At 34.4% G+C, this 26,982-nt stretch carries 21 protein-coding genes and 3 pseudogenes; 7 read left to right on the top strand and 17 right to left on the bottom strand.

What is annotated here, in order from left to right; genetic code table 11:
- Positions 1-250: 250 nt before the first annotated feature.
- The 9 genes from ACB089_RS04025 to ACB089_RS03985 all read right to left on the bottom strand — a co-directional run bounded on the left by ACB089_RS04025 (position 251) and on the right by ACB089_RS03985 (position 12,733).
- Positions 251-1,606 carry a TniQ family protein gene (locus ACB089_RS04025; RefSeq protein WP_374965396.1) on the bottom strand — a complete coding sequence of 452 codons (1,356 nt, stop codon included), beginning with the start codon at positions 1,604-1,606 and terminating at the stop codon, positions 251-253.
- 23 nt (positions 1,607-1,629) lie between these two features.
- On the bottom strand, positions 1,630-2,778 hold the full coding sequence (locus tag ACB089_RS04020) for an AAA family ATPase (RefSeq protein WP_374965395.1): 1,149 nt from the start codon (positions 2,776-2,778) through the stop codon (positions 1,630-1,632).
- Positions 2,779-2,780: 2 nt separating this feature from the next.
- Positions 2,781-5,477, bottom strand: coding sequence for a TnsA endonuclease N-terminal domain-containing protein (locus ACB089_RS04015; RefSeq protein WP_374965394.1), 2,697 nt, complete (start codon positions 5,475-5,477; stop codon positions 2,781-2,783).
- A gap of 33 nt (positions 5,478-5,510) precedes the next feature.
- Complete coding sequence (locus ACB089_RS04010) at positions 5,511-6,782, bottom strand: TniQ family protein (RefSeq protein WP_374965393.1); 1,272 nt, start codon at positions 6,780-6,782, stop codon at positions 5,511-5,513.
- 221 nt (positions 6,783-7,003) lie between these two features.
- On the bottom strand, positions 7,004-8,122 hold the full coding sequence (locus ACB089_RS04005) for an endospore germination permease (protein ID WP_374965392.1): 1,119 nt from the start codon (positions 8,120-8,122) through the stop codon (positions 7,004-7,006).
- Positions 8,123-8,155: 33 nt separating this feature from the next.
- Positions 8,156-8,392, bottom strand: coding sequence for a hypothetical protein (locus tag ACB089_RS04000; protein ID WP_374965391.1), 237 nt, complete (start codon positions 8,390-8,392; stop codon positions 8,156-8,158).
- A gap of 2 nt (positions 8,393-8,394) precedes the next feature.
- Positions 8,395-9,585, bottom strand: coding sequence for a Ger(x)C family spore germination protein (locus ACB089_RS03995; protein WP_374965390.1), 1,191 nt, complete (start codon positions 9,583-9,585; stop codon positions 8,395-8,397).
- A 3-nt stretch (positions 9,586-9,588) separates the two neighbouring features.
- Entirely contained in the window at positions 9,589-11,199 is a 1,611-nt protein-coding gene (locus tag ACB089_RS03990; RefSeq protein WP_374965389.1) for a spore germination protein, read from the bottom strand.
- A gap of 772 nt (positions 11,200-11,971) precedes the next feature.
- Entirely contained in the window at positions 11,972-12,733 is a 762-nt protein-coding gene (locus ACB089_RS03985) for an HAD-IIB family hydrolase (protein WP_374965388.1), read from the bottom strand.
- An 87-nt stretch (positions 12,734-12,820) separates the two neighbouring features.
- Between ACB089_RS03985 and ACB089_RS03980 the strand changes: the two genes are divergently transcribed.
- Positions 12,821-13,483 carry a Crp/Fnr family transcriptional regulator gene (locus tag ACB089_RS03980; RefSeq protein ID WP_374965387.1) on the top strand — a complete coding sequence of 221 codons (663 nt, stop codon included), beginning with the start codon at positions 12,821-12,823 and terminating at the stop codon, positions 13,481-13,483.
- A gap of 240 nt (positions 13,484-13,723) precedes the next feature.
- Here the strand turns inward: ACB089_RS03980 and ACB089_RS03975 are convergent, their stop codons facing one another.
- The 5 genes from ACB089_RS03975 to ACB089_RS03955 all read right to left on the bottom strand — a co-directional run bounded on the left by ACB089_RS03975 (position 13,724) and on the right by ACB089_RS03955 (position 17,988).
- The gene (locus ACB089_RS03975) at positions 13,724-14,194 is read right to left on the bottom strand and encodes a DinB family protein (RefSeq protein ID WP_374965386.1); all 471 of its coding nucleotides are present in this window, start codon (positions 14,192-14,194) and stop codon (positions 13,724-13,726) included.
- A 409-nt stretch (positions 14,195-14,603) separates the two neighbouring features.
- Complete coding sequence (locus ACB089_RS03970) at positions 14,604-15,881, bottom strand: IS110 family transposase (protein WP_374965385.1); 1,278 nt, start codon at positions 15,879-15,881, stop codon at positions 14,604-14,606.
- Between the two features lie 546 nt (positions 15,882-16,427).
- Positions 16,428-17,069, bottom strand: a complete 642-nt coding sequence (locus tag ACB089_RS03965; RefSeq protein WP_374965384.1) for a hypothetical protein — start codon at positions 17,067-17,069, stop codon at positions 16,428-16,430.
- An 80-nt stretch (positions 17,070-17,149) separates the two neighbouring features.
- Positions 17,150-17,788 carry a hypothetical protein gene (locus tag ACB089_RS03960; protein ID WP_374965383.1) on the bottom strand — a complete coding sequence of 213 codons (639 nt, stop codon included), beginning with the start codon at positions 17,786-17,788 and terminating at the stop codon, positions 17,150-17,152.
- 62 nt (positions 17,789-17,850) lie between these two features.
- Positions 17,851-17,988, bottom strand: coding sequence for a hypothetical protein (locus tag ACB089_RS03955; RefSeq protein ID WP_374965382.1), 138 nt, complete (start codon positions 17,986-17,988; stop codon positions 17,851-17,853).
- Between the two features lie 518 nt (positions 17,989-18,506).
- Between ACB089_RS03955 and ACB089_RS03950 the strand changes: the two are divergent.
- The 5 genes and pseudogenes from ACB089_RS03950 to ACB089_RS03930 form a co-directional block, all read left to right on the top strand.
- Positions 18,507-18,857, top strand: a pseudogene (locus ACB089_RS03950) (DUF2975 domain-containing protein); the annotation flags it as partial.
- Between the two features lie 9 nt (positions 18,858-18,866).
- Positions 18,867-19,096, top strand: a pseudogene (locus ACB089_RS03945) (helix-turn-helix domain-containing protein).
- 61 nt (positions 19,097-19,157) lie between these two features.
- Positions 19,158-19,391: a DUF3955 domain-containing protein gene (locus ACB089_RS03940; RefSeq protein ID WP_374965381.1), complete on the top strand. Its 234-nt coding sequence runs from the start codon at positions 19,158-19,160 to the stop codon at positions 19,389-19,391.
- A gap of 9 nt (positions 19,392-19,400) precedes the next feature.
- Positions 19,401-20,165, top strand: coding sequence for a DUF817 domain-containing protein (locus ACB089_RS03935; RefSeq protein WP_374965380.1), 765 nt, complete (start codon positions 19,401-19,403; stop codon positions 20,163-20,165).
- A 226-nt stretch (positions 20,166-20,391) separates the two neighbouring features.
- Entirely contained in the window at positions 20,392-21,126 is a 735-nt protein-coding gene (locus ACB089_RS03930) for a YcdB/YcdC domain-containing protein (RefSeq protein ID WP_374967659.1), read from the top strand.
- A gap of 365 nt (positions 21,127-21,491) precedes the next feature.
- On the opposite strand, the gene ACB089_RS03925 is transcribed toward ACB089_RS03930, so the two are convergent.
- The gene (locus ACB089_RS03925; RefSeq protein WP_374965379.1) at positions 21,492-22,673 is read right to left on the bottom strand and encodes an MFS transporter; all 1,182 of its coding nucleotides are present in this window, start codon (positions 22,671-22,673) and stop codon (positions 21,492-21,494) included.
- 238 nt (positions 22,674-22,911) lie between these two features.
- Here ACB089_RS03925 and ACB089_RS03920 point away from each other — a divergent pair, with 238 nt between their 5' ends.
- A complete protein-coding gene (locus ACB089_RS03920; protein ID WP_374965378.1) occupies positions 22,912-23,457 on the top strand; it encodes a CGNR zinc finger domain-containing protein in 546 nt (181 codons plus the stop codon).
- A 275-nt stretch (positions 23,458-23,732) separates the two neighbouring features.
- On the opposite strand, the gene ACB089_RS03915 is transcribed toward ACB089_RS03920, so the two are convergent.
- Both ACB089_RS03915 and ACB089_RS03910 read right to left on the bottom strand, forming a co-directional pair.
- Positions 23,733-24,125: a hypothetical protein gene (locus tag ACB089_RS03915; protein ID WP_375122131.1), complete on the bottom strand. Its 393-nt coding sequence runs from the start codon at positions 24,123-24,125 to the stop codon at positions 23,733-23,735.
- Between the two features lie 362 nt (positions 24,126-24,487).
- A pseudogene (locus tag ACB089_RS03910) lies at positions 24,488-26,376 on the bottom strand (N-acetylmuramoyl-L-alanine amidase).
- Positions 26,377-26,982 lie beyond the last annotated feature (606 nt).

The following is a 26,982-nucleotide window of genomic DNA, read 5'->3' as shown; positions in this document are numbered from 1 at the left end:
TTATCAATCTTTATTATAAACGATCAATCTTTTTTACAAAGCTACACTAAGAACTCTCTAGAGAGAAGATGATTTTAATCAATCTTTATAAAATAAATGCCTACAATTTTAATCGATTGTAGGCATCAAATGAAATAAAATTCCCATTATGTCAATAAAAAGACAAGAGCTCTCGAAATTTAATGTATTCGGTCTCGAAGCAAATTGAATAATTCACATTTCTGGAATTATTAGCGATTTTGCAATACTTTCAATAAAAGTCTTTACGACTAAGTTCTAGAACTTCCTTTATGTAATCCCGAATTTCAGGATTTGCAAATTGCTTCCCTACTTTAACCTTGCTCTGAATGTAACTCTTATTAAGCACTTTCCCTTCTTCAAAAGCTGTAGAAACACATTCACTAATTTGCTGTTTTATTTTTTTTAGTTGTTCAGATTTTTCTTTGGATTTATACGCTTTATATCTGGCGCTTATTAATCGGCATTCATCTGGAAAAAACGCTCTTAATGATTCATTACTTTTATATCCAATTAGTTTAGTTACATCACTTAATTTAAGTGGAGGATACTCTTCACTATTAATATACTGATTCAGTGCAATTCTTTTTTCTTCAATGCTAAGTCTTATAAAGCTCTTTTTGTTAAAAAATTCTTTTTTAATTGGTTTAATTTGATTTATATTAATACTAAACTCATTTTCTTTAAATAGAATTTTTTCTATAGCAACGTTTACGCAAAAGCTTAATATTAATAATGATTCAAAAGAAATCTTCTGAGATTTCTTTTTCCATTGGGCTATAACTCCTCTATTAAAACCTATATTATTCGCCAAATTGTATATCGAATTATTAGTCGGATTGAAATTTTTAGTCAATAAATTACTTACTGCATTTAAAATATTATCACGATTGAGAAACTCTTTCATTTCACTTTTCATAAGTTCTTCTACATTTTTGTATACCCACTTCTGCCACTCGGTAGTTTCTTCACATGTATTATTATTTATTACAAGATTAGAACCTAACCAATTCTTACATTTCGAACAATAACCAATTACAGAATACAAATCTAACTGTTTATTTTCCTTTTTACAGAACGGGCAAATTGATTCCAAATAACAATTATGAATTAAACATAGTGTAACTGAATTTAAGGACCATACAAGCTTCTCATAGGCAATATTTTCACTTTTTTGTTCATATATACAAGCGGGACACCAATGCCTTGAAACTTTAATATCACCTTGAGATAACAATGGCGCTATCTTCAACCATGTTAAATCATCTAAGTCTTTTCTACCCGTTAATTTCCTCAATGCATGTAAAATAAACGAAGCCTGTTGATTAAATCCATTTATAGAATACGATTTATAATACGATTTATAAAGTTTATTAGCGGTATATTCCTGAGTATCATCTGCATATATAGTTGGAAATATTAAATGCTTAACTAAGCTTGAAACAGCTATGGTATGAGCTTCAGAAATCCGTTGGATATAACTAGTCAAACTCTCAACGTCTATACTATCTTTATACATTGGTTCTAATGGGTAGCATATACTTCTCTCAGGCCTTTTAATGTTTTCATCATTCCATAAAGTAAGCATTTAATCACCTCAATTTGATGTATTTATTTTGGCTCTTTGTATTCATCGAGTCCAATTCGATCTCGATTTGGTTTTCTTTCACCTACCTTTCCTCTTTGCTTCGAAGATTTATGAGATGTGCTTATTTCTTCACTTTGATTGGCACCCATTCCAAGCTTTAGGCTAATTCTCTCCCTAAGCTTATACTCATTATCGCTATCTTCTACGTACTTCTCCATTTCGGTTGCCTCATCCGCCATTTTCTCTACCTTTTCTAAACTAAGTTCAAATTTTTCGAAATCATTTATAGTCAAAGTCTTTTTGTTCATATCCTTAGATAAAGAATAATCAAGTGTTCGATTAAACCACAACTTCATGTTGCCAACGCAGCCTACCGAATGCAAGTAAAAATACTCCCAGTGACCTATCAAATTCGGCTCTTCATTAAATGGAAGATGCTTTTGAAATGTCCACAAAACATTTTGAAAAGCCTCCCTGTCATCTGCTATATCGGCTTTGTACCTTGGTAAATGTATGTCAATTCCTCGACGAATTAGTTGACCACTTAGATTTCTAAATTTAAGAATTTCATAGGTTCCAAATAAAACAAACGGAACCATACTGATGGAGGCGAGAGACTTTATTGTATCCATCTGGTTTCTAAGACTTTTTCCTCGTGCTATCCTAGAAATATGTTGAGCTTCATCAATTAAAAATGCATGTGGCTTTCTATATATTAATGCGTTTTCCATTGCCCTTCTATAAGCATTTTTGCTTTTATCAGTTGGCACGATTCCTTTAGAATGAACTTCAATATTAACTTTATAATTTATTAATGGCTCATTAAGAGCTGTCAAAGATCTAATATAGAAATCTTTCCAATCAAAACGCCCATCATCAGGTGCAGCTGCTTCTGTACCAACAATAGATATTAAACCTTTATCTAGAAGCATTTCTGTCAAATATGTTTTAGTATAATCTTCAAATATCCTATTAAATAATGTAGATTTTCCAACGCCACTGGGTCCAAAAATAAGTAAAATCTCATTTTTATCGGCAACACTAATCTTATTTTTAAATTCTTCATAAGCTTTCATCAAATTGGGATGAGCCACAGTGAGGTTTTTAAAGTAAACTATTTTTTCATTAGCTGATTTAAGCATTAGTTCTTTAGGAAATAGCTGTTCATCCATTTCTAAAACTCCTCATAGGTGACGAATTTTTTTGCATCCATTTCCTCCTGTTTTTTAGAAGGAATTATATTTTCTTCACTCACAATAGAAAGATGCTTTCCTTTAGATTTAGGAGCATTATTATTATTTTGATTATCTTCCCCATCAGTCACTTTTGCCGATAATCTCGCTGCCTTATCTTTTAAATGTTGTATTTGTAGAACTTCTTTTGACTCTGCTGAATCAAGGAAATTTGCAATTATCTTTCCTGTAATTTCAATAGCTTTTCCAGCATTCTTCATACGTTTTCTAATTTCGATAGTAGCCATTTGTATCTCTTTTTCAGTACGGTCTTCAAAAAGCATAAAATTTTCAGACCGAAGTTTAATCCAATATTTATTTACATAGGCATAAGCAATAGACATATCAAATGGATCATACCTTACAAAAACATTCTGTCCTTCCAGTTCCGGGTGATCAAGCATATCTCCCCAATAATAAATGTTATTAATACGAACCCCTCGCCCAGGTTGAATTTTAGCCTTTTGTTTTGGAGTAGAGGGCAACGTCATTATTTCAAATAATTCATCATATCTAACAAAGGTATGCTCTCGCTTACCAGTTTTATATAATCGATTTTCATAAAAATTCCTTGGAGAAGTACCTAATGTTGAATGAATTTGCTGATCATATATTTGATAGCACCATTCATCCATCATTTCGTTTAATGATTCAAATGTCCAAATGGCATTATGTTTAGGGTTGAATTTTTTAGTTACTTCTCTAACTTTCTTCATTATTTGTGTATTCCCTAATAGATTATGAATAAATTCAGTGTTAGTAGTACCAAACATTCTTTCACAGACAGAACCGAATTTAGGCTTTGCTCCCGGCCGCTGTGCTTTAGTGACATTATATTTGGCTAACAGTGTATCAAAATAAACACTATGAAATTCCTTACCACCATCTACTACTAACATTTTTGGTAATCTTGAATTTTTCTTAACGCATTCTCTTAAAACCATCATACAAGATCGGTAACTAGGTGGATCGAATGTTAAATGGAAAGCTAGTACTCTTCTGGAATAGGCATCAATTAATAGGCTGAGCCAAGGTCTACCTAAGTTTTCATGTGTATCTGAACAAATTAATTCAATATCTAGTTCAGTATGGTCTAAATGACAAATCTGATATGGGAAATCTCCGTGCCTTGGAGTAGTTGTTTGTATCTCAAAATAGAACTTTTCTGTGTCATATGCAGCTTTCGGCCCTTTTCTTTTTTCTGTTTGAACATGGATGGATCTCTTTTTAGATGCTTGCCAAAATGTCACGTTACTAGGGGGAGTCCATCCTCTATCTATACACTCTTGATAAAATCGCTTATAGATTGAATTAAGATTAGAACTGCGAGGATTTTCATATTTCTCTTTAATATATTCATCCATTAATTCTATAATCTCAGGAGATATCTTTCGTTCTCTATTTCCTTGATTATTTCTTTTGTTTATTAGACCTACAAAACCATTTCCATATTGACTTTGGGCATCTTTGTATTTCTTTACCCAATCCCTAAATGTTCTTGGACTAACCTTTAACTCTTCTAAAGAGATTCCATTCCAGTGGTTTTGCAAAACATTGTATTTACGATTAGCCTCCTCTAAACTTTTGGGTGAAGCACTAAGTATAATGTCTATAACTTCTTCTGAAGTGGTTGATTCATTATTAGAATCATTGAGGGGTTTTATTGCACCTTCCTGATATAGTTTTTCGAAAAGAGCATGTGGGATTTTAACTTCCCGTTCGCCATTCATAATAGAAATACTTGATTCACTTATACTTAAAATTGTACAGGGTTCTGCAGACCATAAGAGAGGTTGTAACGGATAAATGTTGAGAGTTGATACTTTTAATGCATCTTTTACATTTGCGCTAGCCATATTGTAAAATGCATTCGATGACTCTTTATTTAGAAATATTGAGAACTTATCAAAATCGGTGATTAAACTATCTTTGATATCAGCATAAATCTCATTTTGTGTAAGAAGATGGTAAATATCATCAGCGTCAAAATCAAGTTTCATATTTAATAATCTTTCGAGACTAATACCTGGTTTCTCTGCTATCAGATTAATAATAAGCTCTTTCTTTGTTGAAGAAATATCAATTTGATCGTCAACTAGATAATCTTCTAAAAATCTAATATTCCTTTGAAGTATCCAATCAATTTCGCTAGAAGTACGAATTCTAAAAGATAATCCACATGCTTTTGCATACTCTTCGGCTGGTGGACATCGGAAAGAACCTGCATCATCTACACTATATCTACCAGGATACTTTAGAATCAAATTGGATAATTCTTTTTCTGTCTTCCATTCTTCATAACCTATCCATTCTTTTTCAATAACGAAAAAATCTGGAGTATAATAGTGTCCAGTATTACGTCCTTTATTTTGGTATCGAATTGGAAAAGTTTCTGGTTGGTCGTAATACTCAACTACATTTGAATTGAATTCCTTTTCATAGATAGCTGCTAACTCAAGCGTCCTACTTTCAAACTGAATAGTTACCCCCATTTTTTTACTTGGATAAAAGCCAGAAACATTTTTTCCACTTGATCTTACTTTTCGTGATGGTTGTGATTTTCTTATACACTCTATTTTTTTTATTACATCTTCCTCGATATTCAAATTAAGAAACAGTTTCCTTAAATCCTTTTTCAAAATTATTCCTCCCTTCTTCTTTCAAATTGATTTTTATTTTGTCAGCGATGATTTCTTATCTTTCCAATAATCTTGATACTTTTTTTCATGTAATTTTCCATTACCGATTATTTCCTCTACTTTCCCACTACTTGGATAAGTACCCCGTTTCATTAAAGTATAAACTGCATTATCAATACTTTTTTTCATAGCATTATTTTTAAATTGTTTTTTCATTTCTAAGTCGTCCAAATAATTTATTTTTATTTGTTGACATTCGTTTGGATAAATCTGGGTTAATAGCTTTCTGTCACACTCCATCAGATTCGCTATCTCACTTAATGAATAGGGCCTCTTTTCCGCGATTATCAATTTGAGAAAGTCTTGAATCTTTTTATGATCCTTTTTAACTCTTCCAGAGGAAACTATTCTATCAAAACAATCATTTTTTAAAGTTATTTTAGATTTCTCCATATTAAAGAACTCAGCTAGACTAATCTGTAATTTCATAGTAATTTTTATCAATGCATTTAATGGGGGCAGATTAGTACCTTCCTTCCATCCCCATAAAGTTGACTTGGGATATCCGAAGAATCCAGCAGCCTTTGTTAATGAACCTTCAAAATTTCTTTCTAAATAAAAGGATATTGAACGTGAAACACAATAATTTTCAAATGACAAGTTGATAAATGCCGTGAAAAAAGTTCTCATTGAATCATCATTGGTCTCGCCATCATTAATAGTAATATTTTGGCTTTCCTCAAAGTTTCCTAACCAATAAAAACATTTTGAACAATAACCGGTTACACTCTTTCTTTCTAATGTATACATACTTGACTTACAGAATGGACAAACACTTTCTAGTGTCCTGTCGTGAATAATGCATTTAAGAAACGGTTGAAGATTCCAACTTAGCCTTTCATAAACAATCTGTTTACTTTCTAAATCAGCTTGGAAACAGGATGGACACCAATGCCTACTACTTTTTAGTAACCCTCTAAACGGAACTATTTCCCTGCAATTAACAAACGTAGTTTTCCCAATATCCCTTCTCTTTGTTAAGAATGCGATTACTTCAATAAAATTATCTGCAATGTTCCCATGACCGTTAATAGCAGATGATGATTTATAAAAACCATTTCCACCTTTAAACACCAAATTATTAATGTATTTTTTGTCTATTTTAGATGTAATCAAATGAGTCATAATATCACCAACTGTCACACAGTGGGCGTCTGCTAATCTAGAGATATAACTGCTAAGAGACTCTACATTAATTGTTCCAATTCCAATTGGTTCAATTGAATATAAACAACTTCTTTCCAACTTACAATGCACCCCATTTCATATTGTTTATTATCAAAGTGAATAAACTATAAACATAGAATTGTCTAGAATCCTTTCTTTTATGCCATGCTGTCAATAAAATCATATAATATATATCAATCCACACTTAAATCTTGAACTACTATTCTATTTTAAAAAAACAGCTCAATCAGTCGGAGTAATTCAGACTGACAGAGCTGCCTTATCATTAATATAATCATCTATTCCTTTATTTCTATTTCGTTCCTTTTCGTTCTTTTTCGAATTGCATACACGACTACCAACAAAAGAGGTAAGAAAAGTCCAATTGTTAATGTTAAAGAATTACCTGTTGTATCGTCAAAATGTTTTTGATAGATAATATTAGGATAAATTACAAGAGAAAGAACAACGGCAATCATGCCTAACGGTAATGTTAAAGGGCGGTAATCTTTTAAATTCAGAATTTGTGCCATCCCTAAAACGGAAACGTAAAAATAAAGGGTCGTCTTAAAATAGAGAGTGATAATCCAAAGTGATGCCATTAATCCCTCAATACGTTGTATAAAATTCCCGATATTAATCTTTTTGGTCAATTCATAACTTGGATAAATCTCTCCTGCAGTTTTCTCAAAACCTAATACTGTAACACACAAAAATGTAATAAAGATGATGACGATGCCGCCTATTAAGTTTCCAATTAAAAATATTTTTTTCCCTTGTTTCATTTTATTAACAAAAGAAGGAAAAATCATTAAGAGAACAACGGCATTTACTGAAGATACTATGACATAAAAAATGGATGATTGAATGATTTTTTTTGTCCCCATCTCATATACAGGCTGTATGTTTTCAAACTTCATTTCAGGTGAAAGACACACCACTAAAATGAAAAAAAAGACGAAGAACACGACAATTAATATTTCTGCAGTACGAGCGAAGGTTTCCAATCCAAGACGGACTCCCATCACCACAATCCCGGCCATAAGAATATTAAGGACTACCATCGGTGTGTTTGGAAGCATATGGATGTTTAGGAATAGCCCAAAATAATATAAAAGTTCTGAAGCATAAAGAAGAGATATGAATACAAAAAAAGCAGAAAAGGCTTTACCTATCCATCTTCCAAATAGTTTTTCAATGATTTGGACATAGGTGAGGTGAGGGAACCATTGTGCTATAGTGATGAATAGCCATACGACTAATAAACCGATTCCCGTACCAATTATAGCCGCAATCCAGGCGTCTTGTTTTGCGTCGGTTGCTAATGCTGATGGTACAGTTAAGATGCTCGTACCAATCGTAAATAAAATAACTAAAACTAAAAATTGGTATGAATTAATTTTAACGTCTTGCATCATTTCATATCATACCTTCCCCTCTACACTGTTCTTTTATTTCAACAAAAGAGAAATCAAGTCATTAAGCGGTTTAAAAATAAAAGTAAGTAAATCAAATGGATTTGGAATAGATTTTTCAAATCCAAAAAGTGTAATACTTAGACCTACCCCAATTGCGAGAAGAATTGAAAATACAAGTAACTCTTTTTTATATTTTTTTTCCAAGAGAGGTGGAACTTCAATCCACACAATAACTGCTGCAATTAGAATTATTCCTATAATTTTTATCATGATTATTTAACCTCTATCTTTTCTAAGAAGGAATTACCTTCTGTACCCGTGTGCACAAGTTTTACGTCTACTTTAACATTCGCTGTCACCCCAAGGAATTCCTCATCCCACTGCTCTTTCATCTTTTTCCATTCTTTCGGATTAGATCGATGAATAGCTTCACCAAATCCAAAGATGTCTGACTTATATTGTTTTTGTGCCGTTTCAATGGCCATCTTAACAGTTTCTTCCATCTGTTTTTCCGTAATCTTCTCTAGCTCAACAATCGTATCTAGGTCATTAAGATTAATTTGACACTCAACTTCCCCAACATTTCCTTTTACTTTAATATTGACATCCACTTCAGGCATACCTTTGTTTATTTTGCCTGTCACTTTAGAATCCGCTTGAATAATCTCTATAGTGGCTTTCCCCTCTTCAGGACAAGATATAGCAGTTACAGACTTTTGCACTTCGTTGACGATGCCATTATACCCTCTGCTTTCTCGTTCAGTTAACCAGCCAACCAGTTTATCTTTTTTAAACACCGCCAAATCATCATATTCAATTCGCGCAGAAGGAGTAATCGATTCCACATTCTGTTTGCTTGATCCCTTTTCTTGTTCCCCAGTTACTAGTATCCCTGTTAATACAGCTTCCTTTCCATTACTTGTCATAGAGGCTATCAACTCATCTAACTTAATGCCGTTCGTTGCAGCCCAAGAAGCTTCTGACGTCTGAAGGATGTTAAACATTTTATTGGCGGGTATACTTTCAATCGTTGTTCTAACATTCAGTACCTCCTCTGCGGTCCCATCCTTAGCAATTGCAACAAAGAAATCAGATCGAAGTTCCCAATCTCTTGACAGTAAATCTAAGGATTTTGCTATCCCTTCTTCAGCTAAATCCTCACCAAGCACAAGCATTCGAAGATGTCCTGGATATATTTTTCGAGGCGATGACTTTGTAATTTTTCGAAAAGCTTCATATACCGTTTCGCCTTTCTCCTGAAACAGGATGACTGGTGAACGCCCAGTACTTGTTTTCGTGGGTATTTCCGAAGGTACAACCACTTGAGCAGTTACTTGGTATTCATCTTCTACTTTATCGATTCCTATTGCCAACGTAATACCAAGCTCATTTAATTCCCTCTTGTCCCAACATCCCGTAAGAATGGGGCTAAGAATCAAGAGAACAAACATGCACTTTTTCATCGTTTAACCCCCTTCATTTTTTGGTGGTCCTGGTTTTGCAGAGGCTGAATCTTGTTGCCTAACGATATTTTGTTGATTGATTAGACGAGGTCGAGTAAACATTTTCCATATAGGCAAACGAATAAACGTATCCTTTTGATTGGAAAGATTATATGGAGCTAGTGAAGACATATAAGGCACACCAAAAGAACGCAAACTACATAAATGCAGAAGTAGAGCGATTAAACCAATCGTTATTCCTAATAAACCAAAAGAAGCAGCTAGTGCCATAAACCCAAAGCGTAGCATCCTTCCTGAGATAGCTAAATTGTAAGTTGGAGAAACGAAACTAGAAATGGCGGTTATTGAAACCACGATTACCATCGCAGCAGAGATTATGCCTGCTTCAACCGCTGCTGTTCCAATTACAAATGCCCCTACAACAGAAATGGCTGAACCGATGCTTCGTGGCATTCTTAAGCCTGCTTCACGCAAGATTTCAAAGGTGACTTCCATTATGATTGCTTCAACAAATGCCGGAAATGGAGCACCTTCTCGTTGGGCTGCCAGACTTATAAGGAATCCAGTAGGTAGCATTACATGATTAAAAGTTGTGACCGCAATAAATAATGCAGGTGCCAGCATTGCAATTGAAAATGCAAAAAAACGAAGGAGTCGAACAAGACTCGCAATATCCGCTCGTTGATAGTAATCTTCCGAAGATTGAAAAAATTGAACAAATAATGCTGGAACTACTAGGACAAATGGTGTTCCATCAACCAAAATGGCTATACGCCCTTCCAATAATGATGCAGCTACTACATCCGGACGTTCCGTATTAAAAATAGTTGGAAAAGGTGAATAAGGTGCATCCTGAATCAATTCCTCGATATTTCCACTTTCAAGAATTCCATCAATATCTATTTTATCCAAACGCAAACGGACTTCTTTCACTATTTTGTCATTTGCAATTCCTTTGATATACATCATGGCAACATTTGTTTTCGTACGTTTTCCAATAATTTTTGATTCCATCCAGAGATCTGGGTCTTTTAGTCTTCTACGAACTAAGGCGGTATTGACACGCAAATTTTCGGAGAATCCTTCACGGGGTCCTCTTACTACCACCTGGGCTGTTGCTTCCGTTACGCCACGCTCAACCCAATGCCTATTGGAAATGATTAAACCTTGGGCATATCCATCGATTAAAATAATTGTATCCCCCGATAATAGTCCAGTAAGAAGCTCTTCAAAATTAGTTAGTTCTTTAATTTCTCCCACTGTCATGGCAAAATCTTTTAATATGCTAATCAGATTTTGTTCAGGAGATAGCTTTTTCTGTAATTCGGTACCTTCGAAATCTAGCATGAGCGTTTCTAAAATGAAATTTTGTAATGAGATTGTATCAGTTAATCCATCTGTATAGATTATACCGGCTTTAATAGTTTCTTCTTTTCCTACTCGAATTTCTCGAATGATAATATCCGAGCTTTTCCCAAGAGAATCTTTTATTCTTTGTAAATTTTCTTGAAGATTTGTTTTTAATTCGTTTGCTAAATTTGTCTTCATCATTTGGCTAGTTGAAATAGAATTGGAATGCATTTTAGAATTATTTTTCTTTCTGAAAAAGCCCATAAACTACCTCACATTTACTTTTTATTTTTTGGCTAATTAGAAAAATATCGATGGATCCGTTTACTTTTCTATTAAGCATGTTGATAAGATATAGATTCTCATGTTCTTTGCATGGGAATCTCCTTTTAACAAATATTTTCTAATTAAATAAATCATACTACTTTTATTAAATAGCAGGATTTTTTCGACAAAACTTCTAATTAATGAACAAAAAAAGCAAATGGAAAAATACACTTCTCAAATTTACCTGTGAATAAAAATACTGGCTAATCACCATAACGTGTTGTTGATTTCCGTTCCAACTGGGCGCTTTGCTCTCAATGATTAGTGACAATAGTTTTTGCTATAGAAAACTTTGGAATTCAATTCGTATAAATGTCCTTTAGCTTTGTAATAAAGTTTGATTAAATTAACGATATCAACCTTGATATGAGAACAAACCTAAAGAGCATGTTTTGAAAAAAGATTGATCAAAACATGCTCTTATTTAATGTGGCAGATTAACTTCTTTATAAAAAGGTTTGATTATTTTTGAAACCCTTGTTGAAAGCACCTGTTAGCCTTCCATGTAGCGCAAAACTCAGCACTTCACCACAGAAAATGAAAGATGATTAAGTTCTTTCATGGGAGTTGAATAACAAACTTTTATCTTGATAACCGAAAGCATTTAGCTGCTTATATCTATTAACTACAAGTATCCCTATTACCCTTGTTACTTCGAAGTTTTTGGCTTACTGTATCTACAAAATTTTAAACCTTATTGAAAGCGTTATTAATTTTTAATAAGCTTAGATGTATCTCCTTCATCTACACAACACTTTCCAATTAATGCTCGAATTTTTCCTGCTACATCTGCTCGTTCGATGTTTTCTTTCGCATAACGTTTCACGTCATTATTCCCGACGCATACGCTATGTACTGCATGTTCAAACAAGCATTGATCGTTACTATCGTTCCCAAAAGCAATAAACTGTTGAATGTTCAACATATGAAGTCCTCTAACTTTATTAATACCGAGAGGGCTTATATCGATGGCGTGCTCAGTTTTATAGTGTGTGACTGTGACAGGAATTGCTTGAAGAGCTTCTAATACTTCCTCATTTGGTTGGAATAAAACTAATTTGCAGACTGGCAGTAATTGTTCCAACGGAATGTTCGTTGAATTAGTTTTATCGATATTTCGATAAATAGGATGTGCAACATTACCTATAAAGGCGTAATTCCACTGACCATCTGCTAAATATTTTAATTGATGTTGATGAATGAGTTTAATGAGTTTGTCTAAAATTTGTTGTTCAAAATGTATTACTTGAATTTGCCCATGATCATAAGTAAATGTACCATTTCCTCCAACCAATAGACCTTCATGAAAGCTTTTTGGTATAACAGGTACTAAATCTCTAATCGGCCTAGCTGAGGCAAAAATCACTTGATGCCCTGCTAATTTTAATTCTTGAAGTGCATCAATAATTTCTCTATCAATACTCTTGCCATCAAAACAAAGTGTTCCATCTAAATCGAATACAAAGTTCATTTGAATCCCTACCTCTTTATTAATTGACTATAACTATATTAAAATAAATAAAAACAACGATAAAGGACAGATGTCCCGGAGGGAAAAATGAGTCAAAATCTATTTCAATCTATTTATCACTACACTTTAGCAAAAGAGCTAATATCGTCCCTTTTTGTACGTACTTTTCAACCTAATGAATTTATTTTAAAAGCAGGTGACAAGATAGATGGCATATATTTTTTACTTTCAGGAAGATATATGGTGTCTAGCTTAGAAGTGACAGGAAAAGAATTACTATTACGCTACTGTCAACAACCAGCAATTATGGGCGATATCGAAATCTTTGCAGATTGCTTAGTTGTATCAAACTGTATTGCAGTAGAGCCATGTGAAGTATTATTTATTCCTTTAGAAGTGTATGAAACAAATTTAAAATTTGATAGTAAATTTAATCAACTATTGTTGAAAGAGCTAGCCTATAAGCTTTTAACTTGTACCATTTCATCAAAAGTCAATGCACTCTCACCAGTAAGTGTACGTCTAGCTGCTTATTTATGCTCGGTTGAATCCCCTTCACATGTAAATCAATATATAAAAACAAATTCTTTAGATGATGTTGCCTCGTTGATTGGTACTACAAAAAGACATCTAAATAGAATACTAAAGGACTGGACAGAGAAAGGGATTATCAAACGAGAAGAGAAAGAAATTCAAATTTTAGATTGGGACAAGATTAAAGAAATCTCAGAAAATGTACGATTTGAATAGTTTCAAATCGCGAAAAATTTTATAAAACATTCTAATGCTTACATCCAAACTAATCAGGGAACCCCTTCTTGTTAAACTAATCTGCACCGTTAGCCATCCATGAAATGCAAAAATCAGCACTTCACCACAGAAAATGAAAGATGATTAAGTTCTTTCATGGGAGTTCAATAAGAAAAAAGAGCTGCATTATGCAGCTCAATGATCTTCAAGTAAAGCACCTGTTAGTTCAATAGTAAAGTTCTATTCAAACAATGGAACTTTTGGGTCTATTCCATAACAATGAATAAGCATAGAGTGTAATTGCCCTCTGTGATGATAAATATGAGCTACTATCTCTAACAACCATTCATATCGTGAGTATGTAACACCCCAAAAAGAAGTAACTTCCTCTTGAAGTTCGACTTCTGTGAAATTCATAAATTTATCTTCTAAAAATTGATGATTTTTTATCAATGCTTCTTTAATCTCATTTAGACTTTTATATGAAACACTTGAATAAAATTTGTTCATCTTGTCTTGAGATGCCCCGTCCGAAATAAGCGAATCAGCTTCACAAATAATAGCAATATGTTCTAACAGCTCTCCTATGGACTGCTTATTAGGTGTAGGCCTTTTTTGCAAGTCATTTTCTGTTAACTTTTCTATCATTTCAACAATTGTCGTTACAGCGACTTTAATTTGATGTAATGCACTCTTACAATATATATTCATTTTATCCTCCTTTACATCAATCCTCTATTCGACTAAACTCCCTCTATAAACATTGATGTATCAACGGTTTCCACCACTCAGTGATGAAGAAAAAATATTTTTCCACTTGATTTATAAACAGTATTTTTAATTTATAGTTATAATTTACATTCTGGGTGTACGCTTCGCTAAAACTAATGGAAATCATTAGCTTTTTAATCCACTATGTGATGCACAATGGATCTCTGCGTTACTTATGACGACGTACCCTCCCATGTCTCTTAGCGTCATTTGCGCTTACATTCCTTCGTTCGGTCTATTCATAAGGCAGAGGCCTGCTATGCTGCTCCAGAGACTCATAGTCTGAGTTTAGTTATTTTGCTGGCTTCTCCGTGTCATCCTTCTTTTTATAGTTCGATGAAAGAATTAATTACGCTGCCTCTGCGAGACAGTAGAGGTCATTCATCATATGTTGCTCGTTAAAAAAGACTTTCTTTTTGCATATGCCATGTAATACCTTCAGTAATTTACCACAGAGTATCACCATGGACTGCTTTCCCCTTAAGGGATTTTGTTGTCTTGTTGTGTAATATTCATGAAGCTTTTTAAACGCATCGTTATGACGAATAAGCGGGACTATAACCTTGAATAGAGTGTTTCTAAGCTTCTTTCGTCCTCGTTTAGAGATATGTTTTTGTCCCTTATGTTGACCAGACGAGCTTTCACGTAATGTTAATCCCGCTAGTTTTATAAGTTGGCGTGGATTTTCATAAAGTGAGAAGCTTCCTACTTCTGATAGTAAATCAACGATTGTCGCGTCTCCTAAACCAGGAACTGAAGCCAGTATTTCATATTCCATTGTCTTTTGTGCCATTTCAGCTAATTGATTATTTACAGTTTCAATTTCGTTTTCTAATAACCGATACTGACGTAAGAGCGTGGCGATTTCGTGTTGGGCCATCTGTGTTCCTTCTGTCAGTCCGATAGAGCTTTTCGCGGCTTCGATAAGAAGCTTGGCTTTCGGTAACTGCGGAGCTCTCATTCCCTTTACCTGTCGGTAAAGAAAGACTAGCTCTTCAGCTGTTTTCTCTTTAATATCTTTTGGTAATGGCGTCATTTCTAGTGTTGCAAGTGCCATCTTCCCGAAATTAGGAAAGACTTGAGTAAACTCTGGCAAGTAGCGATCAAGCCAACGAATGATTCGATTTTTAATACTAGCCAAATCCTCCGTCAATTTTGAACGAAGAGTAGAACCGATACGAAGCTCAGCTTCAATGTCTTTCAATATACGTGGATAACTGAAACGTCCATCCTTTAATAAGCGAGCGATGACTAGTGCATCTTTTTTATCGTGCTTTGTCGGTAAGTTATCATCTAGTTCTTTCGAACGTCTTACGTGCATTGGATTCACCATGACAAGTGGGATTCCATATTGATCTAAGAAATAGGCTAAGTTCATCCAGTAGTGACCTGTAGGCTCAATCCCTATTATTACTTCAGTTTTCTTAGCTTCCTTCATCGTTTGAAGAATCTTTTCATACAAGTTTTCGAAGCCTTCTTTCGATTGATGTACCGCAAAGGCTTTTTCTATTACTCGCCCGCGTTCATCGACAAAGCATGCGTAATGAATACGCTTTGCAATATCTATACCGACAACGAGTGTATTTTCAGTAACTTGATTAATTTTATTATTCCATTTAAAATGCATAAAGGAGTCCTCCTTGTTTGATGATGGGTCAATGGTCGTTGACACTCATGCATCATACTAGAGAGCTCCTTTTCTTTCAAGACCTCGAATATCCTTCAAACAGGAATGCTCCCTCATTAAGGTCACTTCACTCAGTGACCTTTTTTAAAGGTTGGTTAGTGCCACCGCCATTACATGCAGGATTATCTAGAAAAGTAAAAATGATTTACCTGACAAACCGTCGAGGCTGGGACAAAAAGAAAAAATGTTAGACCGATTGCATTGGTCTAACATTTTTTTGATTTAGGAAGGAACACTCTACTCATTGAAGCGGAAAAGTTATTATCTGTTTTCGCTATTTTTCAAAATAATCGAGTTCTGTCCCAGCCTCTTTTTTGTTTCCTTTTTAACTTCAAAATTATTGTCGAAACCTTCTCCTGCAACTCAAAAAAGGTTCTTTCGATACATGTCTTGGGTGTGCCGAACGCCTACAAAAGAGTCTTTTTTAAACCATAAAACAAAGACATTAAAAAGGCTTAGGAATATCTCCTAAGTCTTTAAATCTTCTTATTTTACAAATTGATTACTTCTTTCTAAATCCTTATATTTTTCACTCAATATACTCCAATTATCTGGTAACAAAATAACACTCTTTTTTTCAATTATGTTAAATAGACTTGTTCTAATTAAAGTTTCTAATAATGTTTTATCTACCGTAATAGTGTTTTCGTTCAAATTATTAGTAAGGTCATCTAATAGAGCATTCAAGCTTTCTGATTGTTTTTCAAGTTCGCTTTCATATTTATTTTTAAACTCTTTAGTTACTTCTACTAGTTTATGTAGTTCTTTTTTTGTGATCGTAACATACTTTTTTACTTCTTTTAATTCAATAGATTGGTCTTGGAACTTAGGAAAATTAGTTACATTTTTTGTTGCTTCTTTTATGGCAGTCTTTTCATCAAATAAATTTTCATAAATAAATCTTAAAGCATGAATAGTAGTAGTAAAATCGATATTTTCAATTTTCACCTTGTCTTTGTTTATAACTGCACAAAGCATTCCATAAATTTGTGTTTCAATAGGTTCGATCAAATCTTTTATCAAAAACCCTTTAAACCTTAATTCATTATCTATTCCTACAAGATGAGGGGGCAAAAATGTTATTGCATTTGCTCTTGTTCGATAATTGTTTGATAGATATAAGTCCATTTTAACCTCCGAAACAAAGTATTTTTTAGAGCTCCTTGTAAATATTAATTGAAAATGTGCTATAGAAGCAAAGCCCGATGCTACTTTTGCACATGTACACACCATTCGCACGTGGTTTGTTTATTTATATACTGACATCCTTGTAAAGGGTTATATATATTTGTTGGATGTTCATGTGTAACAATATGCTCAGGTTTTAACGTTTCTGAAATCCATACTGCAAAGTTGCTATTTCGAGGATTATAATGTTCAGATATAAGATCTACTTGATATTGTGGTAATAAGTCTATCGGTATATCACAAACAAAAATGGTAGGGATTCCGCTATTGGACAACATATCGTGATATTCCCCATATATGCCTTTATCTAATTGCCCAGCAATTGCGGCAAGGTATTCACTCCCCCAACATAAATAGTGTCCGCTTCCGTTGAGTAGTTCTTCCTTGAACAAGCTAAAATAAACATGTTTGGAATCGGAATCTTGCAGTGTAGCTTCGTTTTCCGTAACTATGTTTAATGATATTCCAAAAGTTTCAGCTGCAATTTGACGCATTTCCCCTACGTGAAAAGGTATTATACCCTCTTCAAGGTAGCTTTCCATATTAATAGGACGACAGGCATGATATGCACGAATATGTGTATAATTCCCAAGGTCAATCCCTTGTTTCTTATTAGCTTTATCATCAGGTACAAATACTTTCTTGTTGCTATACTCCATCGCTCTAACTCCTTTTGCAATAATTTGGACTTTGCATTTCCTAGATAACCCAATACTTTCCATTATCCATCGAAGAGTACATAAACACAAGGGAGTTTTTTACGAAACTTTGCTATAAGATCTGCAAAAGTCGCCACAACATTATCTGCCGTTTCGTTTAAGGACGTACCATTTTCAATCATAAAATTTAGTACATCCATTAGAGGGCTCCTTTTCTCTCGACCTCGAACATCCTTCAAACAGGAATGCTGCTCCGTTAGCCATACATGTAGCGCAAAAACCAGCGCTACACCACAGAAGATGAAAATGTATTCAGAACGGGTATTGAATACTACGGCTGGGAGAGGAAGGTCGAGATCGCACCCAACGTGAATTGCGAGAATTAGTTCGGTATCGTCAGAGTATGATTGAAGAACGCGCTCTGGTTAGTGTGAGGTCCATTATCGATAGCGGCCCCTTAGTCACCTTCAGGATATATACGGCACTCCTCTTCTTCTTTTCAATATATATTTCGCTATATACAACAATTATTTATTGATTTACGATAAATTCCGTGATAATCTGTTACCAACATTCAATTGTGAGGTGCTCTATGAAACGATGCAAAACTACTTTCCTGAAGCAGGCTATTGTGACTCTGGGTATTATTGCTCTTCTGTCATGTATATACTGGTTGCCAGGCTATACCAGGAATATGGCATAGACGAATCCTGATTATGCCTATTTAAGATTTCCTGTGCTAATTTTCGTGTACATTACAGTAATACCGTTTTATATTGCGCTGTATCAGGCGTTTAAACTATTGGATTATATCGAAAGCAAAAATGCCTTTTCTGAATTGGTGGTAGAGTCTTTGAAACACATAAGCTACTGTGCCATTGCAATCATTGCATTATATCTAATAGGTGTGGTATTCCTGTGGTTCCAGAACGGTTTGCATTCTTCAATCGCAATGATGGGAGCAGTCATCATCTTCGCAACTTCGGCAGTCGCGGTTTTTGCAGCTGTTCTACAGGAACTGTTAAAAAATGCACTTGAAATCAAATCAGAAAATGATTTGACAATCTGAGGTGTTTATATGTCGATCATAATCAATATTGATGTCATGTTGGCTAAAAGGAAAATGAGCGTTACGGAGCTTTCCGAGAAAGTAGGACTGACCATGGCGAATATCTCCATACTGAAAAACGGTAAAGCGAAGCGAAGGCGATTCGCCTGTCAACTTTGGATAAAATATGCGAAGTGCTGGATTGCCAACCCGGGGACATACTGGAGCATTCGAAAGATTCAACAACAACTAATGAATAGCTCAATATTACATTGAAGTTAATGAAATTATTTTAAATAATTATAGGAGATTTTAACGAATATGAAACTAAGATATTTTCCAGCTTTAACGTTATTTATTGTAGGAATCGGTTGTCTAATTGCCCACAGTATAATCGGTGCCAAAGTCGGTGTAGATGGTACTCTCATAGAACCATTCTACCTTATCCCAGTAGGATACTTACTTGTGGCTCTCGGTATAATAACTAGACTTGCAGTCGGTATTGTATCGCAGGTCCATAACACTAAAAATCTTTCAAATGATTATTTTACTTAGGAGGTGCAAATGAAAATAGAACAACCAAAGAGGATTGGATCAAGCAAACGGCGCCGAATTCTTTGTGGGGAATCACTATTGCAATTGCTTCATTTCGGGTACCAGCAGGCGATGAGCTGCATATTTCCAGTCGCGATATTCGGGACGTTAGCCATTTCCAAATGGATTAACTTTCCATTTATCTACAGGTACGATCTCATTTTGCTGGTGCTGATTGCTGTGCAGTATCTGATGTACCGCAGCCGTTTGGAGACGCTTGACGAAATCAAGGTCATTTGCCTGTTTCATATCATCGGTCTGGCTCTGGAGCTTTATAAAGTGCAAATGGGATCCTGGTCATACCCTGAACAGGGGTATAGCAAATTGTTCGGGGTCCCTTTATACAGCGGTTTTATGTACGCAAGTGTGGCGAGTTACATGTGCCAAGTATGGAGGCGGCTCAAGATGGATATGACCCGCTGGCCGGGAATGGTTTCTGCCTCCGCGCTTGGAGCTGCGATATACTTAAACTTTTTCACTCACCACTTTATTCCTGATTTTCGCTGGTGGTTCATGGCGCTTGTGGCTATTGTTTTTTGGAAAACTTGGATTCATTACACTGTTCGTACAAAGACTTACCGGATGCCGCTAACGATTTCCTTTTTACTTGTTGGCTTTTTCATATGGTTGGCAGAAAACATCGCAACATTTTTCGGCGCCTGGAAATATCCCAATCAACAAGAAATATGGCAGCCTGTCGGTTTTGGTAAAATCAGCTCATGGTTCTTAACATGATTTGAGAACATTCCAACTGTGAATATGTTTGAAAAACGATTTAAAATGACAAGGGCTATTACTAAAAATATTTTTGATTAAATCGTTGTACATAAGTAGCAACCTGTGCAGATAACGCGGCAATTGAAAATTTCTTTGGCATTCTAAAACAAGAAGTGTATTATGACGAGAAACTGGTATCTTATAAGGAGAAAAAATAGAAGATTGAACAATATATTGATTACTACTGTATTCTGTTGCACAGTCTGGCCTGTACCCGATTTACGAGAGTCCAATTGTATACCAGTCATTTAATGCAATTGATGGAAAAGCATTATTTGAAGAGGAAGTTGAGGAAGATGTAGCTTCCTTCACCAAGTTTCCTTACGTACAACCACTCGAAAAGCAGAAGACACTTGAAAATATTATAGGTGTAACAGATTGTATGGAAAAACTACGGGAAGTCGAAATGGATGAAAATACACTGGGCATTGTATGGCGAAAAAAAGATTGGAAAGCTCCGAAAGATAAATCGATGGAAAATTTCCTGCTTGAACGTATAGAGGATACGGTGAAGGCGAAGGTTGATAAGCATTCAAGGAATTTAAAGGAGTTCATGTGGTTTAAAGAGCGTACAGGTGAACTGGATCTTTCGTTCGAAGCTTGTCGCGATATTGCTTGTACATTTATTGCGACATATTTTAAACAATATGTTCCTTATTTACAAATGCAAATCAAGAAACCATCCTTTAATGAGGTGAACCGTGCATTTTTCACTTTTCCGCTGCACGAAGCTCATGGCTTACAAATAGAGTGGGAACATTTTTACGTTGGTTTAAACAAAACGACGGGATTCATCGATATATTAAGGTCTCCTAGTATTGACCTAGAACTTCTTTACTCCTATGATTCTGCAACTATTCAACCTATAGAGAACGTAATACCTGCCTTAAAAGAGGCCGACCTTTTTGCAATGGTCTAGACAGTATGATGAAAATAAAAACGATGAAGTATTACAATATCGATTGGGACAATCGGAAACAAAAAAGCGGATTGTATAGATGCAACGACAGGACAACTTATCGTCAGTAAACTTTAAATAAAGCGGAGTAAAATAGCCCCGAGAATATATAACTTTTAAAAGCCTACAAATGAAACAAAGAGACCCAGAACAAGTTTCTTTTTATACCAAATTGTTTCAAACTAAAAACTCTCCTATTCATTCTATAGAGAAAACCACGCTTAAACTGCTTACGTTAGAACAAGAAGCGATTGCTATAATTGAAGAATCGCACTCGTTACTTTAAGTTGTAAGTAACTCTAAATCAACTTGATGAACTAATATTTTTATTTTTCTACACATTCGGTTTTTTCTTTCATACTACGATGTATCATATTAAATAAAATTGAAGCCAAAACCCCTATCGCTAAAAATATTAACCAACACCCGGAAATATGGTTGAATTTATTTAACCAAGCTCCAAGATAGTTTCCTAAAGAACCTCCAAAAGCCCAACAGGCTTGAAACATTCCGAAATACAAACCTGCTGGTTTGTTAGCGCTAAATTGTGCTACCGTCATTTCAGCTCCTGGCAGTACAAGTGTTTCTCCTAACGTATAAAGAAAAATACAAAATAGCATCCAATAAATAGATGACATGAGAGGAATCATCCCGATTGCTACTCCCATAATCAAGACACCAAGTTTCACCATAATCATAGGATCTTGATAAATAAATAATTTTCTTAATAAAAACATTAAGAGTAATCCTGAAATCCCATTTATTATGAAAATGGAACTCACTAATTGTTTATCACCGGATAAATCATATGCTTTAATTGGAAATGAAATATTTAATTGAGCAAACATGATCCAAAACAAAGGCATTATACATATAAATAATACAAACAATTTATTTGAAATAGCTGCTTTCAAACTTAATAATACTTTTTGGTTATCCTTAATAGTTCTAGGATATTTACTGCGATAGATAAAAAGAATAAAAGATAAAACTAACATTGCAATACCTGCGATAGTAAATGGATATACTGGATCAAATTTAACCAATAATCCTCCAACTAACGGACCTATAATCACTCCTGTGTTAAGCATTTGGTTAAAGTAAGTAAATATTTTTTTTCGAATTGTTTCTTTTTGTGATGTAAAGAAAGCAGTCACAGAAGGATCAAATAATGCTCCTCCAAAGCCAATTAAGAATGCTGCAATAGCCACAGACCAAAAACTATTCGCAAAAACAAATGCCCCAAACCCTAATGCTCTTACCATCACTCCTAAAATAACATTTACTGTATGACTTACACGATCACCTATAAAACCTGTAAATACTGGTAGCCCACGCTGCGAAACGAGGATTGTAGTTAAAATAGTCCCCACTTCCAAAGAGGAAAAGTGGAGATCGTTTGTTAAATGCAGTGCTAAAAAAGGCATGATCATAAAACTTCCTGTATTCATACATAACACAGCTGTAAGTAATATCTTGATGGGAACAGGAATTCTTGTATTAATCATTTATTGTTACTCCTTTCCTTCTAAATTTACTGCAACATTTAGTTCCATTATGTAATATCCTGTATTGTTCTAATGTGTATTTTTGAATATTGGGAAAAACAAAATTTTCCCCTCAAAAGTGTAACTATCACTCAATTTTGTTAACCTTCTTAAAAGGTTGATGGTTAACACGTTCTTTCGTTATGTTACCAATGATTGTATAATAAAGTCAATGTTAAAAATTAAGAGGTGAGCAGGATTGATTAATAATCAAGTAGCACCAGGAGAGCTAGAAATTGTCCGTAGTTTCTTAAATACTTGGGAGATTCCAAATGATACACGTAAACCATTAGATCATTTAAATTGTGAAGAAGATATTGAAAATTTTATATCAAAGAATTTTAGTGGTATTAAATTTTCTGGTAAGTTAGAGGATGTGCATCGATTTCGGAAAGATGTTCGCATGTCATTAGAAACAAATAATGGTGATAATTTATCCAAGTGGTTAACAAGTTATCCTATAAATGTATCTATTTTAGATGTTGATAATATTCAATATAATGCTATTAAAAAACATGACTTTTTTAGTGGAATTTTGATTATAATTGTTAAGAGCATCTCCTTAAGTCAGTGGAAACGTCTTAAAGCATGTCCAGATTGCAAATGGGTTTTTTATGATAATTCTCGAAATGGAAGTAAGCGTTGGTGTGGGATGTATGCATCCGAACCAAAAGGGAGATCATGCGGTACCATAGCAAAAGTGCAACGACATCGAAAAAAGAATAAAGCTAGTTCAAAGATATAGGAATAAATTTTTTTGTGTGCAAATATATAACGTAGATTAATAATAACAAAAGATTTCTAATGATTATCTGCACACAACTAAGTAGTACCCTAGCGTTGGTTTGGAATAAAGTTTGTTTAGAAACCACTCAAAACCTTAATTTACTGCATATAAAAAGCTGTCGTTTTGAGGTTGATCAAAATGACAGCTTTTTTAATATTTAATAACTGTTTTCTATAAAAAAGATTGATTATTAATGTTTCTCTGTTCAATTAAAGCACCCCGTTCAACAAGAATCAATACTTACTGTTTCTTATTAACTGACTCTCGGCTTCTTTCACAATAGATGTAATTAAGGCTTCCTTAGTTAGTTTTAAGGTATTATCTCCATACCCAAAATCATCTATAATTTCGCTAATGTAGTACCATTCCGATAACTCTTCAGGATAATCAAGGTCACGGTACACCCCATATATCTCACAAGCTATATCTATGGCAAGACTTTCATCTTCAAGTATCTTTTCAGACAAATGCCGAATGTAATGTATAGCACACTCTTTATATGATGGCTTCAGCAACCCTAACTCTTTTGAAGCCCTTCTAAAATAATTTTCTACCTCAAAAACATTGAATGGTTTTCTTAGAGAAGAGAGGATATTCAAAGAAGACGAGGAGTAACCATCCTCCAACATCCATACCAAAAATTTTTTATATTGGTATCAGAGTTAGGTTAAATAGTACTTTGTATATTAATGATAGTTCATATGAGAATCCAATAAAATATTCAGCCTGCTATCTATAATAAATGTCCTTTAATTCAACTCCCATGAAAGAACTTAATCATCTTTCAATTTCTGTGGTGAAGTGCTGATTTTTGCGCTTCATGGATGGCAATGGGGGGCTTTAGTTGGTGGACACGTTCCTAGATATCGCCGCTAGAAGTACCGAATCAATTGATGAATAGGGCTTTATCGCTGATAACATAACTTAATTGTACTAATCAAAAAAAGAGCTACATCGTTCGCCATGAACCATGTAGCCGCCCTTTTTTTTATTGTTTTGAGTAATATTCCAAAATCCCTTTGTAGATCGATTCAGCAAATATTTCAATATATTGATCATCTGTCAGTTTAGCACGGTCTTCACTATTTGAAAGGAAGCCTAGCTCAACTAGAATAGCCGGAATACTCGTATTTGCAACTACAATGTATGGAAAATATTTGACCTTACGATTTTTCATATTCGCATTTTTAACAATTTGATTGTTTACAAACGTCGCAAGATCAATGTCTTCTAGATACATATCACCTGGTGTTTTAGCGTAGTATGTTTCAGTACCTTTTGCATCAGTACTCTCTGCTGAGTTAACATGAATACTTACGAAGATTTCGCCGTAGTTAGCATGTGCAAAATCAATTGTTTTTGTGGCGGAGAGAACGTATCATCAGTACGAGGCATCAATACCTTTGCGCCTGCAGCCTCCAGTTTATTCTTGACAAGAGTAGCAACCTTTAATGTTATATCTTTTTCGTAAATTTTATCGAAAAAGGTTCCTACATCCTTGCCACCATGACCTGGATCAATAATGATTATTCGATCTTTTAACGGATTACCACTTTGATTTAATAATTTTAAATAAGATTTATGGACATACCCTTTTTGACCGTTATAAGTAACTTGTGCCCAATAACCGTTAATACTGTTCACTTGAACATATTCGCCCTTTTTCAGCTTACTTACTACCGCAGAAGTAGAGTTAGCTTCTTGGCGAATATTTAAATTGTCAACTGTCACTCGACCAAGTAAGTCACCTGTAACTGATGGCGTGTTTGGATCTGGAGTTGGTTTTGGGGCTGGAGTAGAAGGCTGTTCTACTTTAACATCCTCTGTACTATTTGCTACGATATAACCTGGTAAACCGTTCACTTCTGTTAAATAGTAGCCATTTACTGTCTTATAAACTGGTAATTTCACTTTACTATTGACAGTCGAAATAACCTTTGAAGATGAAGTTGGTTTTACGTAAAGGTTTATACTTTGTGTTGTAGTAACTTGCTTTTGAACATTAGCTAATGCATTACCGTCCGCATCTAAAAACTGTGCATACTTTTTAGAAATATAAGCATAGGTATCTTTTGACGAAACTTTTAACCAGTCTCCTTCAACTGCATAGACTGATAGTTTACCGCCTTTATTCAATGTACCCACAATGTTAGCATTAGATGAAGCATCTTTAGATTTACGAATATTTAATCCGTCAGTTGTTGAGGCAACTAATCCAATGACCTGTGACGCATCAGGTACAGCTACACCTTTAACAGGTAGCTCTAAACGATACTTTTCACTTTTTGCACGCGATACAAATAACGCAAATTGTGCACGTGTCACTTGACTACCTGGGTTATAATTTTGACCGCTTCCCTTTGTAATACCATTATAGTAAATCGTATTCACGTATTGAACGTAGTCATGTGTAATATCTACGTCCACAAAAGGAGAATCGACATTCTCATATTCACTTGTATCAAGCTTAAATGCTTTCGTTAATACATAACTCATTTCATCACGAGTTAAAGGTTTGTTCGGTAAGAATTGTCCCTTTGTATTTGTTTTAAAGTAACCAAGCTGTACAGCACGTTCTACATAACCTGAAAGCTCACTGCCAACTTGAACATCTGTGAAGCTTGATTTATTAACAACTAGTGGTTTATTACCTGAAGCAACAACAACCATTTTGGCAACTTGTCCACGCGTTACGTTATTATTAGGTTTAAAATACGTCTTCCCTTTTTCTGTATACCCTTTAATAACACCTAAATTAACTAAATAATTGATCTCTTCATAAGCTTCATGCTTTGGAGAAATATCTTCAAAACCTTCACTTGCACTTGCATTATGTATGGTAAATATTGAAGCTGATATGAATAAGATACATAACATAAGACTGATTTTCTTGAAATACAATGCTCTATTTCCTCCCTTTCTATTCTCGAATTTATTTTAACAAAATTTAACACTTAAAACCATCATACTAATTTAACTATTAGTATTTTTAGGTTTTATAGGGTTTATCGCCAAAAGTTGCGGATGATATTTTTTTGGGCATGTGGATTATTGACAAAACTGTTAGTATAAAAGGCTCATCACCATAATAAGTACAGGGCCTTTATTTATATACGTTATTTGAGTACAGACTTATTTTCTAAGTATAGTCTTGCCTAAAATAAAATTAAGTATATCCCTGCCAACGCGGCAAAGATATACTTAAAATCACAACGTTCATTGAAACTCAATGAAATCGTATTATGGAGACGGCGGGAGTCGAACCAACCGTCTCTAAGTGTTGTTATATCATGTGTTGCGGGGGCAATTGATTTTTTTGACTACGTTTTTGACTAGATAAAATGCATTGCGGGGCGCTATTTATCAATTATTACTATATTAAAAATTGAGCTCCAAAAACTTTTTCTTCTTTCTGGGTCAAAGTGATTTTCAAAAATATTATTAATTGTTACACCGTTCTGTATTCTATTCAATTCTTAATTA

Source organism: Lysinibacillus sp. RS10, from assembly GCF_041956855.1.
GTDB lineage: Bacteria > Bacillota > Bacilli > Bacillales_A > Planococcaceae > Lysinibacillus > Lysinibacillus xylanilyticus_A.
The sequence above is the reverse complement of the archived record's forward strand: the minus strand, read 5'-3'. Positions and strand labels throughout refer to the sequence as shown.